The sequence below is a fragment of the Mucilaginibacter sp. NFX135 genome (assembly GCF_048565145.1).
Lineage (GTDB): Bacteria > Bacteroidota > Bacteroidia > Sphingobacteriales > Sphingobacteriaceae > Mucilaginibacter.
The window spans coordinates 5,449,818-5,467,011 of sequence record NZ_CP183412.1; the positions used below are offsets into that span (position 1 = coordinate 5,449,818).

At 41.6% G+C, this 17,194-nt stretch carries 10 protein-coding genes; 3 read left to right on the forward strand and 7 right to left on the reverse strand.

The features are described 5' to 3' along the window. Nucleotides 1–48: 48 nt before the first annotated feature. Nucleotides 49–3,792 carry a S8 family serine peptidase gene (locus ACNURT_RS22790; protein ID WP_419699617.1) on the reverse strand — a complete coding sequence of 1,248 codons (3,744 nt, stop codon included), beginning with the start codon at nt 3,790–3,792 and terminating at the stop codon, nt 49–51. 358 nt (nt 3,793–4,150) lie between these two features. Continuing rightward, on the reverse strand, nt 4,151–5,800 hold the full coding sequence (locus ACNURT_RS22795; protein ID WP_419699618.1) for an NAD+ synthase: 1,650 nt from the start codon (nt 5,798–5,800) through the stop codon (nt 4,151–4,153). A gap of 137 nt (nt 5,801–5,937) precedes the next feature. On the opposite strand from ACNURT_RS22795, the gene gldB reads away from it, so the two are divergent. Next, a complete protein-coding gene (gldB, locus tag ACNURT_RS22800) occupies nt 5,938–6,975 on the forward strand; it encodes a gliding motility lipoprotein GldB (RefSeq protein WP_419699619.1) in 1,038 nt (345 codons plus the stop codon). Nucleotides 6,976–7,150: 175 nt separating this feature from the next. On the opposite strand, the gene ACNURT_RS22805 is transcribed toward gldB, so the two are convergent. The 5 genes from ACNURT_RS22805 to ACNURT_RS22825 all read right to left on the reverse strand — a co-directional run bounded on the left by ACNURT_RS22805 (nt 7,151) and on the right by ACNURT_RS22825 (nt 14,488). After that, on the reverse strand, nt 7,151–7,345 hold the full coding sequence (locus ACNURT_RS22805) for a hypothetical protein (RefSeq protein WP_419699620.1): 195 nt from the start codon (nt 7,343–7,345) through the stop codon (nt 7,151–7,153). A gap of 59 nt (nt 7,346–7,404) precedes the next feature. Continuing rightward, nucleotides 7,405–8,280, reverse strand: a complete 876-nt coding sequence (locus ACNURT_RS22810; protein WP_419699621.1) for a DUF4349 domain-containing protein — start codon at nt 8,278–8,280, stop codon at nt 7,405–7,407. Nucleotides 8,281–8,482: 202 nt separating this feature from the next. Beyond that, nucleotides 8,483–10,066 (reverse strand): 2-oxoglutarate dehydrogenase complex dihydrolipoyllysine-residue succinyltransferase, encoded by a 1,584-nt coding sequence (gene odhB, locus ACNURT_RS22815; protein ID WP_419699622.1) that lies wholly within the window; start codon nt 10,064–10,066, stop codon nt 8,483–8,485. 115 nt (nt 10,067–10,181) lie between these two features. After that, nucleotides 10,182–13,001 (reverse strand): 2-oxoglutarate dehydrogenase E1 component, encoded by a 2,820-nt coding sequence (locus ACNURT_RS22820; RefSeq protein ID WP_419699623.1) that lies wholly within the window; start codon nt 12,999–13,001, stop codon nt 10,182–10,184. A 179-nt stretch (nt 13,002–13,180) separates the two neighbouring features. Beyond that, nucleotides 13,181–14,488 carry a DASH family cryptochrome gene (locus ACNURT_RS22825; protein ID WP_419699624.1) on the reverse strand — a complete coding sequence of 436 codons (1,308 nt, stop codon included), beginning with the start codon at nt 14,486–14,488 and terminating at the stop codon, nt 13,181–13,183. 475 nt (nt 14,489–14,963) lie between these two features. Here ACNURT_RS22825 and ACNURT_RS22830 point away from each other — a divergent pair, with 475 nt between their 5' ends. Both ACNURT_RS22830 and ACNURT_RS22835 read left to right on the forward strand, forming a co-directional pair. Further along, complete coding sequence (locus ACNURT_RS22830; protein WP_419699625.1) at nt 14,964–15,395, forward strand: hypothetical protein; 432 nt, start codon at nt 14,964–14,966, stop codon at nt 15,393–15,395. Between the two features lie 171 nt (nt 15,396–15,566). Further along, a complete protein-coding gene (locus ACNURT_RS22835) occupies nt 15,567–17,174 on the forward strand; it encodes a GmrSD restriction endonuclease domain-containing protein (RefSeq protein ID WP_419699626.1) in 1,608 nt (535 codons plus the stop codon). The last annotated feature ends 20 nt before the right edge of the window (nt 17,175–17,194 follow it).

Genomic DNA, 17,194 nt, shown 5'->3' on the forward strand with positions numbered 1-17,194 from the left:
CAGCGATCTGACACTCGCACTTCGCAACTCGCTCTTTCAAAATCGTGCTTACCTGCTGATCACTATTTTACGGGCATAGATCTTTTGCCCCAGCAGTATTTTTACTACATAAATACCCGGTATTTGTGTGGAAACATCAATTACCTTACTAAAATTCCCCTGCGGTACAGACTGCGCATCCAGGTATACCATTTGCCCCGCCGGGTTTATCAATGATAATTTAAGATCAGCAGCGGCTTTTGTGGCGAAGATCACATTAAGCTGGCTGCTTGCCGGAACCGGAAATACCGTTAAACCAATCTCTGTAGCGTCATCCGGTTTTTCAACGGTGCGTGCATAGGTGTAAATATCAGACATCGCTACGCATCCACCTGATAAAGTATCTGCTACCTGGTAATCACCGCTTTGCAACGGATCATACGTTTTTCCTATAGCACCGGATATTGCTTTACCATTTAAAAACCATTGGTTACCGGTAGCAAAATTTGAACCTAAAGTATTATTCGTTTGAGTAATAACCGGTTTAGAAAAAATAACGGGCTGCCGTGCTGATGATGCACAGCCTAAGCTTTGTACCTTAATATCGTAAAAATAATAATAGAAATTTTTATAATAGGTAGTATCTGGCGGACCATCGGGCGTGGCATTATTACCGGTAATGCTGAATATACTACCTATGTTGAATGGATACCCTTTTACACCTCCGTTGCTCCGATAAATGGTAGCCGTAGCATCAAACGCCGCTGATATGGTAAAGTTGCCTGCCGCGGGCAATTCCAGGTTCAGATCATATACCTTTCCCTGGTCATTAGGATCATCAGGCTGTGCACCAGGTTGCGGATTGGTTCTGGTAGCCTGGGCATCAATAGTTGTGGTTGATACTGTTTGCCCGTTACTGTTATTTACATTAAATGTTATTTTTCCGGAATTACCAATATATAAACGGGCGCTTTGAATAATCATGGGAACTTTGGTGCTTACTGTTATTGCCGGCGAAAACTGGTTATACCCCCCTGTTGTAAATACATTTTTAGTAGCAGGTCCTACAGATCCCTTAAAATCATTTATACCTGCATAATAGGTATTATTTACCGGTGGTTGCGCGGTAATAGCCGCCGAGCCGTACGCTATCGGAATTACATCATTTATATTTTGATACCAAAGTAATGTACCATCACCCGAGCCTGTTAACAAATATTGCTTGCTATCTGTACAGTAATAAGCGCTTAAACCACCAATTACAGCCGGCGTATTGATTGCCACAGTAGCTGTTACTGTATTATTGGACACAACCGGATCGCTGGCCAGGTTGCTGGTAGCTGTTATAGTATAAGTAGCGCCGGCTACAGCATTAAACTGCTGACTAAAGGTAAAGTTATCCTCAACCAGGGGCTGCAGCGTTGCCGTATAATTTTCGGTATAGGTGGTTTTGGTATTATCGGGTGCGGTAATGGTAACGGTAACCGGGATATTACTAATAGGAGCGCTACCAAAGTTTTTAAGCCTGATGGTAATAGGCGCGCTTGCAGAGCAGGATCCGCTTGAACCAGGGTTTACGATAGCTACTACACCGGCATCAATACTGGTTTGTAAAAACTGTACCCGGTAATCCTGTGTTTCGCCTTTGGCGTAGCTGCCACAGGCTGTTATAGTTGTGGGATCGCTTGTTTCGGTTAACACTACACGCATCAGGCTATAATTACCTGGTATTACAGATCCCGGCACAGTAATATTGGCAGAAAGCGTTCCTGTAGCACTAATTACAGTAGTGGTGGCAGCCAACTCATCGTTATCAAAAACACCGTTACCGTTCCAGTCAATAAATACTTTAGCTGCTTTATTGAAATTACCGCCGCATGTACCCAGGCTAATACTTAAGGGGTAGGTTTTAGCCTGCTCCAACTGAACGGTTAAATTGGTGTAATCCGAATAGCTTTTGCAACCGGCAGCGGGAGTATTATTGATGTTTGATAGCTTTAAATTATCAATGCGGGAGTCGGCATTGGATAGTGGGGCCGAGGCGCAATACGCAGTTCCGCCGGCACCGGTAACAATAAGCGAATATGCCTGTGGCCCCTGCTTCAAGGTACCTTTGTGCGATACAGTAATGGTATAGCTTTTACCAGGTGTGGTGTTAGGTATATAAACCTGTTCAATATTATCCCGGATATTATCCCCTGTGGTAGCAGACGCGGAAGGTGCATTCGGATTTAAAATCCAGGCATTGTAGGTGGTTGTGCCGTCACTGATCTTGATATCAAGGTCATTGATCAGTTTTGGCGTACGGTTGTTAATCGCGCCATCAGCATTGGGTGTACCCTCAGGGTCGGTCCATGAAATAGTAGCGGCCAGCACATCATTACCGGAGGCCACGATATTAAATGTTTGTTTTTGGCTCTGTTGAAGCGAATTTTCGCTAATGAGGCTTTTTGTACCATTATCGGTTATGGCCTGTGCTGCTTTCTTCATATCCAGCAGCCCCCATCCGTAAATATAATCGGGGCCGACATTGCCGGCGTCAAAAGCGGTTTGACAGACTAAACCTTTTAACGTAGCCGCCCGCATAAAAGCACCGTTATTCTTTTGGGCATAATACTCTTGTAGCAAATATAATGAACCGGTAATGTTTGGCGCAGCCATTGACGTACCCGAAAGGGTAAGATAGGCTGTAGGATTAGTTACCCCTACCGATAATACATTTACCCCGTTGCCCACAATATCAGGTTTGATACGACCATCATCGGTAGGCCCCCAACTACTAAAAAAGGCACTGCTGATACTCTGCCGGGTACTTGGCCCATACGGTAGTGGATTTATAGCGCCAACCGTGAGTATATTTTTGGCGTTGCCCGTGGTACTGATAATATCATAACCATTATTATCGCTAATACCAGCCGGTCTCGGTCCTTTATCAACCAGCGTTTGATCGGTTTTACTTTTGTAGCCATAATAGTCGGCCCCTACAGCCGGGCCATTACTTGAGCGGCTGTTACCAGCCGATTCCACAATGAGGTAATAGGGCGCGTTATAGGCTATTTTATCCCATGACTGGGCACGGGTATCATAAAAGCCAAAAGTATAATCAACCGAGTCGCCAGGCAGGCCATACCACTCCCAGCGGTTATCGCTATCATTGAAATTCCAACCCGCCTCATCTCCATAGGAATGGTTGGATAATAACAGGCCCGATGCGGCAGCACTCATTTCGGCTACGTCATTATTAAAATCATATGATTGCAGGGTGGTAGCGTTAAAGGCCATTCCCCTGGCCGGCGCGTATATTCCCCGGGCTATCATGGTACCGGCTACATGCGTGGTGTGATCAAGCACCGAAGCACCGTCTTTAATGGTGATAGTTTTACCGGCAAACTCCTGGTGGGCCGTATATACCGAGCCGCCATCCCAGATGGCCAGCTTATTATTCAAAAATGTACTGGAGCCTGATAGGTTAAGACCAAGCGAACCACCCGGCTGTACGGCATTGGTACCGGTTGTAGCTGCCGATGTAGTATTATTATGGGTGATGAGATAAACAGGAAAACCTAAAGCGTTAACGCCCTGTAGTGATACCAGGTTACCGTTTCTGGTATAACGCTGAACCCGCCAGCCCCGGCTTGCAGCTAATGACAAAGCCCGTGTACGACTGGCCTCGTAATTACTGCGTATCTGGGCAGAAAAGCGTGTTAGTTCCGCACGTTTGGCATCGGTTACCAGCGCTTGTTGGGCAAAAGTGCCGGCTGTTGCACACAGCAATAAAAAAAATATACAAATTGCTGCGTAAGATTTATTCATAGATCTGAGATATAGGCATTTTTACAGCCCTAAATCTATAAATATTCCCTTAGTTATTAAAGCCCAACACGATGAAAGCGTATTAAATACCGATATATAATACAACCTATTTTGAAAAACCTGACTTAGAAGAACTCATATCGAATTTTAAATTCTCAACATCGAAATCATTATTCAATATTCGGCGCCCGATATTAATACTTCATCAACCCTGAGTTAATGGCATGGAATACTTTGCGCTGAGTGGGTTTACATATAAATCCACTATTTGGCGATGGATAACGCGTATTCAATTGATTGTTAACCCATTGAATACGTGTTAACCATAAAAAGTGTAAACCATGTAAATCCACTTTTACTATGACAGATATTTACCCACAATAGGCATCCTGCGGCCCATACCAAATGCCTTTGGTGATACCCTAAGAATAGGTGGTGTTTGATAACGTTTGTGTTCGGCCAGGTTGGTCAGCCTGATCACCCGGCGGACAATTGCTTCGTCGTAACCCATTTTAATAATATCGGTTGATGAACGGCGGTTCTCGATGTACTCGGCCAGGATCTTATCCAGAATATCGTACTCAGGTAAGGAGTCGGTATCCTTTTGATCTGGTCTGAGCTCTGCCGATGGCGGTTTAATGATAGAATTTATCGGGATTATTTCCTTGTCACGATTGATGTATCTGGCCAGTTCAAAAACCTGCGTTTTATAAACATCGCCTATTACAGATATCCCCCCGCACATATCTCCATATAAAGTACCATAACCCACGGCTGCTTCGCTTTTATTGCTGGTGTTTAATAAGATGTAGCCAAATTTATTACACATGGCCATCAGCAATATGGCACGCGTGCGCGATTGTATGTTTTCTTCGGCTATGTTGAAGGGCAGGTTATTGAATTGTGGATGCAGCGCTGTTTCAATAGCTTCGGTAATATTTTTGATCGGAACTAATTCACTTTTACAACCCAGATTATTCACCAGGTCTTCAGCATCCTTTAACGAGTGATCCGTAGAGAAACGTGATGGCAGCAATACAGCCATTACATTTTGAGCTCCCAAAGCCTCGGCTGCCAAAGCGCACACCACTGCGGAGTCAATACCACCAGAAAGGCCCAATATAGCCTGCTTAAAGCCCGATTTATGAAAATAATCGCGGATGCCCAATATAATTGCCTGGTGTATCTGTTCAATATCAGAAGCGCGTTCGGCTTTCAGGGTTGTAGGATGATCAAAACTGATAGAGGCATCATCATTTAAGGTATAGTACGCGAGGTTCTCTTCAAAATATGGCAGTTCATCAATCAATTTACCGGTATTATCAAATATCAATGATCCACCGTCAAATATCAATTCTGTTTGTGCGCCTATCTGGTTTACATACAGCAATGGTAAATGGTAACGACTGGCATTATCGCTCAAAATAGCTATACGTTCCTCATCGTGGTTATAAGCAAATGGCGAGGCGGCTATGTTGATCATTACATCGGGCTGTTGATGGATGAGGCTATCCATTGGCCGTGTAATATATAATGGATTTTCGATGGTATTCCACAAATCCTCGCAAATGGTAAGCGCAATCTTTTTGCCTTTAAATTCAATACAGTTAAACTCGGTTGAAGGTTCAAAATAGCGGTACTCATCAAATACATCATAATTGGGCAGCAGCGCTTTGTTTACCACAGCTTTTACCTGGCCGCTTTCAATGAAGTAGGCTGAGTTATTCAGGTCCTTCCCCTCGTCTTTATGATTATAGGTAGGCAAACCAATGATGCAAGCTATATCGGTACAAATAGCAGCTATCTTTTTGGCAGAATCCTCGCACAGGTCAATAAATTCATCAAACTCCAAAAAATCACGTGAGGGGTAGCCCGAAACGCATAACTCGGCAAACACCACCAGGTCGGCGCCGTTTTGTTTTGCCTTTTGTATATGATCGATAATTTTTGTTGTATTTGATTCGAAATTACCTATATGATAGTTAAGCTGGGCTAATGCGATTTTCATCAATTATGTTTGTTTTTTTAAGGCGATGAAGCTATCGTGAGTTATGTTTATTTTTTGTTGGTAACTCACGATGGATTCATAGACAGTATAGTAACGTATTAATGCAAATAAAAATTATTTTTGCTCAAAGGATAAAGATGATAAACCCCTGGCTCAAAGCAAAGCAAATTTACTTAATTTTTTCCATCGCCCTGATATTCGCGTCATGCGGGCGCAACAAAAAGGTTGATGTCAGTCATATAAATATTGAAGTGAAGATAGAGCGCTTTGATCACGACTTTGATGCCATGCGTACTAAACCTATGGGAGCTCAAGCTGTATACCTGCAGCAAAAATATGGCTCGTTTTACCAGGACTTTATCAGTAGGATACTACAGGCGGGCACTACCAATGATACCGCTTATTTTAAGACCCTTCACGAAGTTTTTAAGGGTAAAGCATATATAGATCTGAAACATGACGTGGATGCCGCATACCCCAACATGGATGCACAGAATGCCAATCTTACCCAGGCTTTTAAATACATTAAATATTATTATCCGCAAAAAAGGCTGCCCAAAGTTTATGCTTATTTTTCGGGTTTCCAGGCACAAACTTCTATTGGTGATGGCTATTTTGCTATCGGACTCGACCTATTTCTGGGCGCCGATTCCCGGTTCTATCCTGCCCTTACCAACGCGTTTCCGCACTACTTGTCCCGGCATTTCACTCCCGAAAACATTACCCCGCGTGTAGTGGAAGGTATCGCCCGCGAGGATATGTTCCCGGAAGACGATAATAATAAATCGATGCTGGAAAAAATGGTATACAACGGTAAGATCATGTATTTTATGGATCAAATACTACCTGATGTTGGTGATACTACCAAAATTGGATATACCACTGCCCAGCTTAAATGGTGCGAAGATTTTAAAGCAAAAATATGGGCTTATTTTTTAGACGAAAATTTGCTTTACGAAACAGATTACCCTAAAATTCAAAAATATTTTACCGAGGCCCCCTTCACCCCTGGCCTGGGCGAAAAAAATGAATCGGCACCTAAATTGGCTGTCTGGACAGGCTGGCAAATTGTCCGGGAATATATGGATAAACACCCCGAAGTTACGCTGCCACAACTAATGGCCGAAAAAGATGCGCAGAAGATATTGAATCAATCGAAGTATAGGCCTAAGTAGATGTGCAAATTAACTTCGTTGAGGGCTTTGCCGTTTTAGATGTGCAGATATGCAAATGATTGATACGTTTGTAATAAGGCAATAAAAAAACAGCCTCCCTGAAATTCAGAGAGGCTGTTTTTTTATATTTGAAATTCATCTGCACATTTAAAATTTGCACATCTGCATATCTAATTTATTTGATGATCCTGAAAACAGTTCTTAAACCGATTGCCACACCCACAATAAGTAACAAGTTGGCTATCCATGAGAAATAGGTTGAATTTTCATCACCAGCAAAACGAATGAAAACACCTGTAATGCCAATAACGATAGCTAAAACCAATACTTTATAATGTTGTTCTGAATTAGCGTTTTGTGTAGAATCCATGGTACTTTGTTTAATGTTGGGCAAAAATAGAAATGTTTACCGAATTTTCCACCAATTTTTTAGGATTTTATCGTGTCGGGTAATATTGAATATTTTCTTCTATAAAAACGGATCAATAGCAAGATACCTATGCCTGTCAGGATAAACACCCAAAGGTTAGCGATCGCTAAAATCGCTTCCATAAAAAGGTGCCAGCCATTGGCAAATGCCCCTGCTAACCCACTAAAGAAGGGTAAATTATAAGCCGATGGATCATCATTAGTGATGTGTTCTTGAAAAATGGTATTGCTTTGGTAAAAACTCAATGTAATAATGCTGTACTTTACCGCATCATCAATTTTAAGATTATCTACCCGTCCGTCAACCATATCGTCTTTCAGCAATAAAACATTCACCGGATTCTTGATCGTAACTTTTCCTTTTTTCTGTTGATCTACCAGCTCCTTTCGACTGTTCAGCTTCAGTTTGGCCGACAGAAAGTCGAGGGATTTATCTTCAATATCCATTTTACGCATGGTAACATACATGCCCATATGCGCTACGTCGGTCATAAACTCTTCCAGGTGTTCCGAGGGTATTTTAACGGTCATATTAGCAGAAGTATTAAATGACGATACCCGGTTAATAGAATCGTCACTGATTCGAAAATTCTTGCTATCCCCAACTGTTGATTCCATTTGATGATGTATGATCATCCCTTTATTTTTTGCCGTGAGCGCCGTTATCTTTTCGGCTGTTTGCTGCACATCTTTTACCTTAAAACGCATATCTGCTGTTTTCACTAATTTAGGAGAAACCGTTGAATCCGTTATGGCTGAGGCAACTGTATCAGCAGAACTACTGTTATTAATAGCCTCATAGCGAGACCCTGAACCCTTACAAGCGCCCAGCAGCAAGACGACCGCCAATGGCAGTAGTAAAATTTTTGTTTTCATGTTATTGTTGATTTTTTTTGGTTACTATTGATACTAAAAAAGGGAATTAGGTAACCCTTGGCAAAGAGAATCAAGAGGTTAGAGGCAAGAATTAAGATAAAATATCTGGCATCTAACAAAACGTGTAATTGCGCGAAGGACAAGAGTAAAACAAAAAAGCCCGGCTTGTGCCGGGCTCTTTAAATATGATTACAGGGAATAATTAAACCCCTAATAATAACCTTGCAGGATCTTCCAGTAATTGTTTTACACGTACCAGGAAGCTTACCGATTCACGGCCATCAATGATGCGGTGATCATAAGATAATGCCAGGTACATCATTGGGCGGATAACCACTTGTCCGTTTATGGCAACCGGGCGTTCAATAATATTGTGCATACCCAATATAGCCGATTGTGGCGAGTTTAATATTGGGGTCGACATCATGGAACCAAATACACCACCATTAGTAATGGTGAAAGTACCGCCTGTCATTTCAGGAATGGTCAGTTTATTTTCGCGGGCCTTACCGGCTAATACCACAATTTCCTTTTCAATTTCGGCCAGGCTTAAAGTATCAGCATTGCGGATCACAGGAACAACCAGGCCTTTAGGAGCCGATACTGCGATAGAGATATCAGCAAAATTACTGTATACCACTTCTTCACCTTCAATACGGGCGCCAACAGCGGGCCAATCTTTCAGAGCCTCGGTAACTGCCTTGGTAAAGAATGACATGAAGCCTAAGCCTACGCCGTGTTTCTCTTTAAATTTATCTTTGTATTTACCGCGCAGTTCCATGATGGGCTGCATGTCTACCTCGTTAAAGGTAGTAAGCATAGCCGTTTCATTTTTAACAGCAACCAAACGTTTGGCAACTGTTTTACGCAGGGAGGTCATTTTTTCGCGTTTCTCACTTCTTTCGCCAGCTACTACAGGGGCAGCGGCAGGAGTTGAAGTAGCTGCTGCAGGAGCAGCAGGCTTAGCCGGAGCAGCTTGTGCATTCAGGGCATCACCCTTAGTGATACGACCGTCGACACCGGTACCATTTACACCTTTAGGATCAACACCTTTTTCGGCCAGTATTTTGGCAGCTGCGGGTGATGGGGTACCAGAAGCGTAAGTTACCGCGCCATCAGCAGTAGTTGGTGCACCACCGCGTGGCGATTCGTCTGTAGCACTTACAACAGCAGGTGTTACAGATGTAGCCTGTACAGCTGTAGCCGAACCTTCAATGGTGCAAACAACCGCGCCAATAGGCAATACATCACCTTCCTTGGCTATAGTTTTTAACACGCCTGCTTTTTCGGCAGTTAATTCAAATGTTGCTTTATCTGATTCCAGTTCGGCAAGGGCTTCATCCATCTCTACAGTATCGCCATTCTTTTTAATCCAGCGCGATAAAGTAACTTCTGTTATAGATTCGCCTACTGCAGGCACTTTAATTTCTATAGAACCGCCACTTGTTGCAGGTGCGGCAGCAACCGGGGCCGGAGCAGGGGCATTAGCCACAACTTCTGGCTGTGGTTGCGCGGCAGGAGCGCTTTCCTTTGCAGGAGCAGCGGCACCAGCTCCTTCTTCAATATTGGCAACAACAGCGCCAATGGCTAATGTATCGCCTTCTTTGGCAACTGTTTTTAAGGTACCTGCTTTTTCGGCAGTCAATTCAAAAGTGGCTTTGTCCGATTCTAATTCGGCTATAACCTCATCCATTTCCACGTGATCGCCATCTTTTTTCTTCCAGCTTGATAGGGTTACTTCTGTTATTGATTCGCCTACCGGCGGAACTTTGATCGCTAAACTCATATTTTAGTTTTGTAGATTTAATATTTTATTTGGTACGAGTTTCCTGTTGCGAGGTTCGTGTAAATAGTTGTTAGCTTAACACCCGCACCCCGAAACCCGTCATTGGCAACAGAACTCAATCAGCTCCGGCATCAGCCATTTTTTTTGTTGTCTTTTTTATTGCTTCTTTTACCACTTTACCGGCAGGTGCTTCAAATGCTTTGGAAACAATATATGCTTGTTGAGCGGCATGTTGTTTGGCAAAACCGGTAGCTGTACTGCTGCCCTCAATGCGTGAAATTACATTAAGGTTGATGACCTTATCATTATGGAACTTACGGCATATATACGGCCATGCACCCATATTTTCGGGTTCTTCCTGTACCCAGATAAACTCGGTGGCTTTATCGTATTTGGCCTTAATTTTTAATATCTGTACAACCGGTGTAGGGTATAATTGTTCTACACGCACAATGGCTACATCCTTACGTTTATCAGCCAATTGTTTCTCCTGCAGATCGTAGTACACTTTACCAGTACAAAGCAATACGCGTTTTACCTTTTTAACATCAGCATAGGTATCGTCTATCAGCTCATGGAATTTACCATTGGTAAATTCATCAATTGGCGATACGCATTTAGGACTACGCAGCAAGCTTTTTGGTGTAAAGATGATCAAAGGCTTGCGGAAATCGCGGTGCATTTGCCTGCGCAGGATGTGGAAGAAGTTGGCCGGTGTGGTACAATTAGCCACCTGGATGTTATCATCGGCACAAAGCTCCATAAAACGCTCTACACGGGCAGAGGAGTGCTCAGGACCCTGTCCTTCATAACCATGTGGCAACAACATTACCAAACCATTACCGCGCTGCCATTTAGTTTCGGCGCTGGCAATGTATTGATCAACAATTATCTGCGCGCCGTTAAAGAAGTCACCAAACTGGGCTTCCCATATGGTTAAGGCGTTGGGGTTTGCCAGGGCATAGCCATATTCAAAACCCAATACACCATATTCAGACAGTAAAGAGTTATAGATGCTTAGTTTAGCCTCGGTATCAATAGTAGCCAGCGGGGTGTACTCATCTTCCGAATCAATCAGTGTTAATACGGCGTGACGATGAGAGAACGTACCACGTTTAACATCCTCACCACTTAACCTCACCGGGAAACCATCTTTTAACAGCGTACCGTAAGCCAGCAACTCAGCCATGGCCCAGTCAAATACTTGGGTGTTGTTCACCATAGCCCGGCGATCTTCAAATAATTTTTCGATCTTCTTGAAAAAGCCTTTGTCTGCCGGCAATGAGGTTATTTTATTACCGATCTCTATGATTTCTTCTTTAGGGACTGAGGTATCAATAGCCGATACCAGTTCTTTGTGGCTGGCTAAGTGTAATCCGCTCCAGGCGCCTTCAAACATGGCGATGGTTTCGGTAAATCTTTCTTCGGCTTTTGATTCATCCAGTTTTTGCTGTAATTCGTCACGGAAAGTTTTTTCCATTGATTTAAGCAGGCTGGCGTCAATGCTGCCCTCGGCCACTAATTTCTCATTATAAATAATCAGCGGATTTGGATGGGCTTCAATAGCTTTGTATAATAATGGCTGCGTGAATTTTGGTTCATCAGACTCATTATGGCCATAACGACGGTAGCACAGGATATCAATGAATACATCTTCATTAAATACCTGGCGGTATTCCATAGCCAGGTTAACTACGTATGCCAATGCTTCTACATCATCACCATTCACATGGAAAACGGGCGAAAGCACGGTTTTGGCCACATCAGTACAATAGGTGCTGGAACGGGCGTCTTTATAATTCGTGGTAAAACCTATCTGGTTATTGATCACCAGGTGAATGGTGCCACCTGTGCGGTAACCATCCAGTTTTTCCATTTGTAAAACTTCGTAAACAATTCCCTGGCCAGCTACAGAGGCATCACCATGGATCAGTATCGGAGCGATCTTGGAATGATCGCCGTTGTATTTAAAGTCGATCTTTGAACGGGTAATACCTTCCACAACAGGGTCCACCGCTTCCAGATGCGATGGGTTTGGACAAAGACTCAGGTGAACTTTTTTACCGCTGGCTGTAGTTACATCTGTTGAAAAACCAAGGTGGTATTTAACATCACCACCAAAAGGTGATTCAGAATCAAAGTTTTTACCTTCAAACTCAGAGAATACCTCTTTGTAGGTTTTCTCCATAATGTTGGTCAGTACGTTTAACCTGCCACGGTGGGCCATACCGATGATAAACTCCTCGATACCCAGATCAGCACCTTTATTAATTACCGAATCCAGTGAAGGGATCAACGCTTCCGCCCCTTCCAGTGAAAAACGTTTCTGGCCCAAAAACTTGGTACCTAAAAAGTTTTCGAAGGTTACCGCCTCGTTAAGCTTATTCAGCATCAATTTCTTTTCTTCAACAGTAAAGGAAGGTGTATTGCGGTTGCTCTCCATCCTGTCTTCAAACCATTTCAGTTTTATAGGATTACGGATATATCTGTACTCCGCACCAATAGCACGGCAATAAGTATCTTCCAGCAATTGGCGAATATCGCGCAGAGTGGCGGCACCCAAACCAACTTCAACACCGGCATTAAATACGGTATCCATGTCAGCCTCGCTTAAGCCAAAAGTCTCCAGTTCTTTACCAGGGAAATAATGACGCCGCTCACGTACCGGGTTTGTTTTAGCAAACAGGTGACCGCGCGAACGGTATCCGTGAATCATATTAAGTACATTGATCTCTTTTAAAAAGTGATCGGGGGTTTTGTCACCTACACTTGGCGCAGTTGAGCCGGCAGGAGCTTGTGTATCCTTACCAAAATCAAAACCTTCAAAAAATTTCTGCCATCCATAATCCACCGATTCGGGATCCTGTTTGTAGCTGTCGTATAGGGTATTAATGTAGTCTGCGTTGCCGCTATTGATATAATTGAGACGATCCATGAGAAACTGATCTTTAAAACGGTACAAAAGTAAGCATATAGGCTTATATACTTCATAATTAATTGTAAAGAAATTTACATATGCCTAATATCTGTGTTATAACAGACAAAACCCGGCATTGATGTAATTATGAGATATAAAATTGATACAATAGTTTAAGCAGAGAACTTAAAAATTGATTATGCACCCACCAGATCACCGGCTTCATTGATGGTAGAGTACTGCCAGGTGGTTACAAAATCGCTCTCCGCGTCTTTAGGTTGCATGGCGGCTATAGCATATTTGCTTTCTTTGGCATCGTTGACCCCGGCAATAAAGGCCCAATTACCCCAATTACTGGCCGGCGAATAATCGATCAGTTTTTCTTCAAAATAAACAGCGCCAAGGGTCCAGTCGGCTTTGAGGTCGTGTACCAGATAAGAGGCTACTATTTGCCGGCATTGGTTACAGATGTAGCCGGTGGCATTGAGCTCATGCATACAGGCATCAACAAACGGAACGCCGGTTTCGCCATGAGCCCATTTGTTAAATTCCAATTCATTAATGGTTATATCGGTCTCTTCACCCTCGTTTTTGGCTTTGATGAATTTTTGACCGTGTTTTTTAAACATGAACCTGAAATAGTCGCGCCAAAGCAGTTCCAGTTTCAGCATGCTGGCATTTTGAGCATAGCTATCGCCGCTGTGTTTAAATATCTCCCAGTAAACCTGTCTTGGCGATATACAACCTACCGACAACCAGGGCGATAATTTCGATGAATTATTTGCACCTGCCCGGGAGCCTTTAGGCTTAATCGTCTGTTCGCTTTGCGAAAAATATTTATGCAGCTGTACCAAAGCAGCGGTTTCGCCGCCCTGAAAATAGTTAGTAGCCCGTGGATCATCAATAGGTTCATCCAACCCTAATTGTTGCAGGGTCGGTAGCTCACCCGCATCAGTTATTTCAGGAATAATAATATGTTCGGGAGTTGGCACGCATGGACGTACATTACTATCACGTTCCACCTTTTTCTTAAATACAGCAAAGCTATCAGGGATATCCTTGATCGGGAATGGCAGATCTTCTTTATGATAGAGAGTATGGCCGATAAAATGTTTGAGATTAAGTCTTAGCTTCCATAAAGCAGCTTCTACCTGTTCAGATATGCCGGTTTCTTCATAAGCTACCTCCCGGTGATGATACACCTCATTTACCTGGTATTCTTCGGCAAGCTGTGGTAATACTTCGGCTGGGTTGCCTGTTCTGATGATCAGTTCGGCGCCATAGCTTTGTAAGTTTTTACGCAGATCGGCCACTGCTTCTAACAGAAACCGGGCCCGGAAACTACCTGTTTTTGAAGCTCCGGATGCCGTACGCTGAAAGTAATAAGGATCAAAACAATATACCGGCAGCACTTTATCAGCCTTACGAACAGCCTCTAACAAGATCTCGTTATCGTGTATCCGCAAGTCATTTCTAAACCAAACCAATATTGTCTTTTCACTCATCGTTAAACAGGGAGTTAACTGAATATATGCAGACCACAAATTTGCAATTTATTTGTGTCATAAACACACTTTGTTGCAATATTTGACACCGTTTCAACATTTTTTCTGTTTTGCCGACAGTTTTAAATGTCATTTTCCAAAAAATCCTGAATCTTTCGTCAGCGATAAATATAGGCTATTATACTACAATGCAGCAGCTTCTTGTACTACACAAAAAACTTTTTAAAGTTTCATTTTTAACATTTTTTTAACTAAAAATCGAGTAAAAACGGATCAAAAACTGATCAAAATTCATTCAAAACCATCTATTTTAACACTTTTTAACAAATTTTTGGTGGATTTTGAAAAGTTTAAAAAGTATTAAAATTATTGACAGTGACTACGCACTAAAGATTTGTCTTGATCCTTCGTGCAAGCATAAAAATTTTTAAATTTATCATTTATAAATTTCTAACACAGCTAAAACCTAAACATTATGCTCAACTCCGTCATTATTACTATTCCAATAGAAAGTGAAGAATACGAAATTTTTGTTAGCCCGTTCCTGTTACAATCCAAAGAACCGCCTAATATCAAATCGGGCAAGATTGAAATTTTATACTTTTATGGTCAACTAAGAGATGATGATTATAAGACGATGCTTGAAAAGGAAACCCTGGCGGAGAAGTTCAAATCAGATGGTTATATTATATATTACGGGCAGGACTTCGGGAAGTACTACCTGGGAAGCTTACATATAGACCTTGATACTAAACGTTACTGGCAATGGGAAGGACAATCAAATAAGCTGTCAGACCAGGATGTAAAGCTTTTAGCCGAATCCATATCCAATCTTAAGGCAAAATCACGGCCGGTTACACTATTTACACCAACACGGCCATCTGACTTTAATTTCGGTTTAATATGAAAAGCAATAGCCTCTGATATGGCGATAACGCCAACCACAGGTAAAATATTCGATAGGGATGGTTGATATATTGGTGCGTGGTACGGTGATAACACCGACCACGGGCTAAAGTGATTATTTACGGTTTATTTTATACATTAGCAATTTGATTGCACCTAAATACTTATCGATATGACACAACAAATTTCTAAGTCACCAGAATTAAATCCTACCTCCGAAAAAATAGACAAGCTCATTAACAGAATTAATTCAGGAGACATTCGGATTCCAGCTTTTCAACGCCCTTACGTTTGGAAGCAAAACCAAATTCTGGAGTTATTAGATAGTGTGGTCAAAAACTATCCGATAGGTAGTATACTTCTTTGGAGCACTTCCGAAAGATTAAATCATACAAGAAATATAGCTGGCTATAGTATCCCTGATAACGCTGTTGAGTATCCTGTAAATTATGTATTAGATGGACAACAACGGCTTTCATCCATTTATGCAACATTTAGTGACAAAACCGTACAAGACGTTGCAACTGCCGATTACAATCCTGATTTGAATATTTTTGAGATATATTATGATTTTAAGTTAGAAAAATTTGTACCAGTAATTGATGTCGATCCAACAGCCGATCATTTCATGGGGTTACGAAATTTTTTATCTGGGGCAAATTTATTCCAAGCTTTTGCAACATTAAACACCGCTTATCATACCTCTGCTCAAAACCTATTTTCAAAATTAATTAATTATGAACTTCCCGTTGTGACGATTAAAAATAGAAATAAGGAAGAAGTTGGGATGATTTTTGAAAGAATTAATAGTACGGGAACTAAACTTACCACCTTAGATCTTATGGTGGCATGGACATGGACAGATGACTTTCATTTATTGGAATCAATAAAGGAGTTACTCGATGATTTGGAAGAAAAAAACTTCGGAGAAATCACACAAAACATTTTGTTACAAACTATTTCGGCAATAATTCAAAATGATACAACAACGCCTGCTATTGTTAACCTTACAGGAGATCAGGTAAGAGATAATTGGAATTTATTTACTGAATCTATGCGGAAAGCGATAGATTTTTTATCAACTCATATAAAGTGTTCAACACAAGATTTTTTACCTTACCAACAACAAATTGTTTCAATATGCAAGTTTTTTAGCGTATCAGGTCGAGAAGATGCCGATCAATTAAAGGCATTAGAAAAATGGTTTTGGAAAACATCTTTTTCAAATAGATATTCCACTGGACAAACCACAGCTAAAATGAATGCTGATATCGATACGATAATTGAAATTCGAAAAAGCAATTTGGTCGCCATAAACAATGTTAGGACGACAGTTACAGAAGCTGAACTAATAGAAACAAAGTTCTCTAAAGCCAACCCTTTAACCAGGGCATTCCTTTTATTGCTTGCTCAAAATGGTCCAAAAGATTTAGCCAAAGGCACCAGTGTAGACATAACAACGGCTTTATCGGAATATAATAGAAAGCAGTATCACCACATTTTCCCAAATGCTTTTTTAAAGAAGCAAGGCTTTCCTCAAAGTAAAATTTTCAGCTTAGTAAATTTTACTTTTTTACCAGCTGATTCTAATAAAAAAATATCTAGTAAAAAACCATCAGAATATTTTATTACTGTTATTCCGCAACTCACTTTTACCGAGATTCTGAATAGTAATCTGATTCCGGTAAAGAGAGAATTATACGAAAAAGATAACTACAATGATTTTCTTAATAAAAGAGCAGAAATTGTAATAGCTGAAATTGATAAACTGACAAATTAAGCCCGTAGTCGGTGTTATCG

Coding starts and splice junctions, on each gene's coding strand:
- gldB (WP_419699619.1), top strand. CDS start 5,938: ATGATAAACCCCTGGCTCAAAGCAAAGCAAATTTACTTAATTTTTTCC.
- ACNURT_RS22825 (WP_419699624.1), bottom strand. CDS start 14,488: ATGAGTGAAAAGACAATATTGGTTTGGTTTAGAAATGACTTGCGGATA.
- ACNURT_RS22830 (WP_419699625.1), top strand. CDS start 14,964: ATGCTCAACTCCGTCATTATTACTATTCCAATAGAAAGTGAAGAATAC.
- ACNURT_RS22820 (WP_419699623.1), bottom strand. CDS start 13,001: ATGGATCGTCTCAATTATATCAATAGCGGCAACGCAGACTACATTAAT.
- odhB (WP_419699622.1), bottom strand. CDS start 10,066: ATGAGTTTAGCGATCAAAGTTCCGCCGGTAGGCGAATCAATAACAGAA.
- ACNURT_RS22810 (WP_419699621.1), bottom strand. CDS start 8,280: ATGAAAACAAAAATTTTACTACTGCCATTGGCGGTCGTCTTGCTGCTG.
- ACNURT_RS22835 (WP_419699626.1), top strand. CDS start 15,567: ATGACACAACAAATTTCTAAGTCACCAGAATTAAATCCTACCTCCGAA.
- ACNURT_RS22795 (WP_419699618.1), bottom strand. CDS start 5,800: ATGAAAATCGCATTAGCCCAGCTTAACTATCATATAGGTAATTTCGAA.
- ACNURT_RS22790 (WP_419699617.1), bottom strand. CDS start 3,792: ATGAATAAATCTTACGCAGCAATTTGTATATTTTTTTTATTGCTGTGT.
- ACNURT_RS22805 (WP_419699620.1), bottom strand. CDS start 7,345: ATGGATTCTACACAAAACGCTAATTCAGAACAACATTATAAAGTATTG.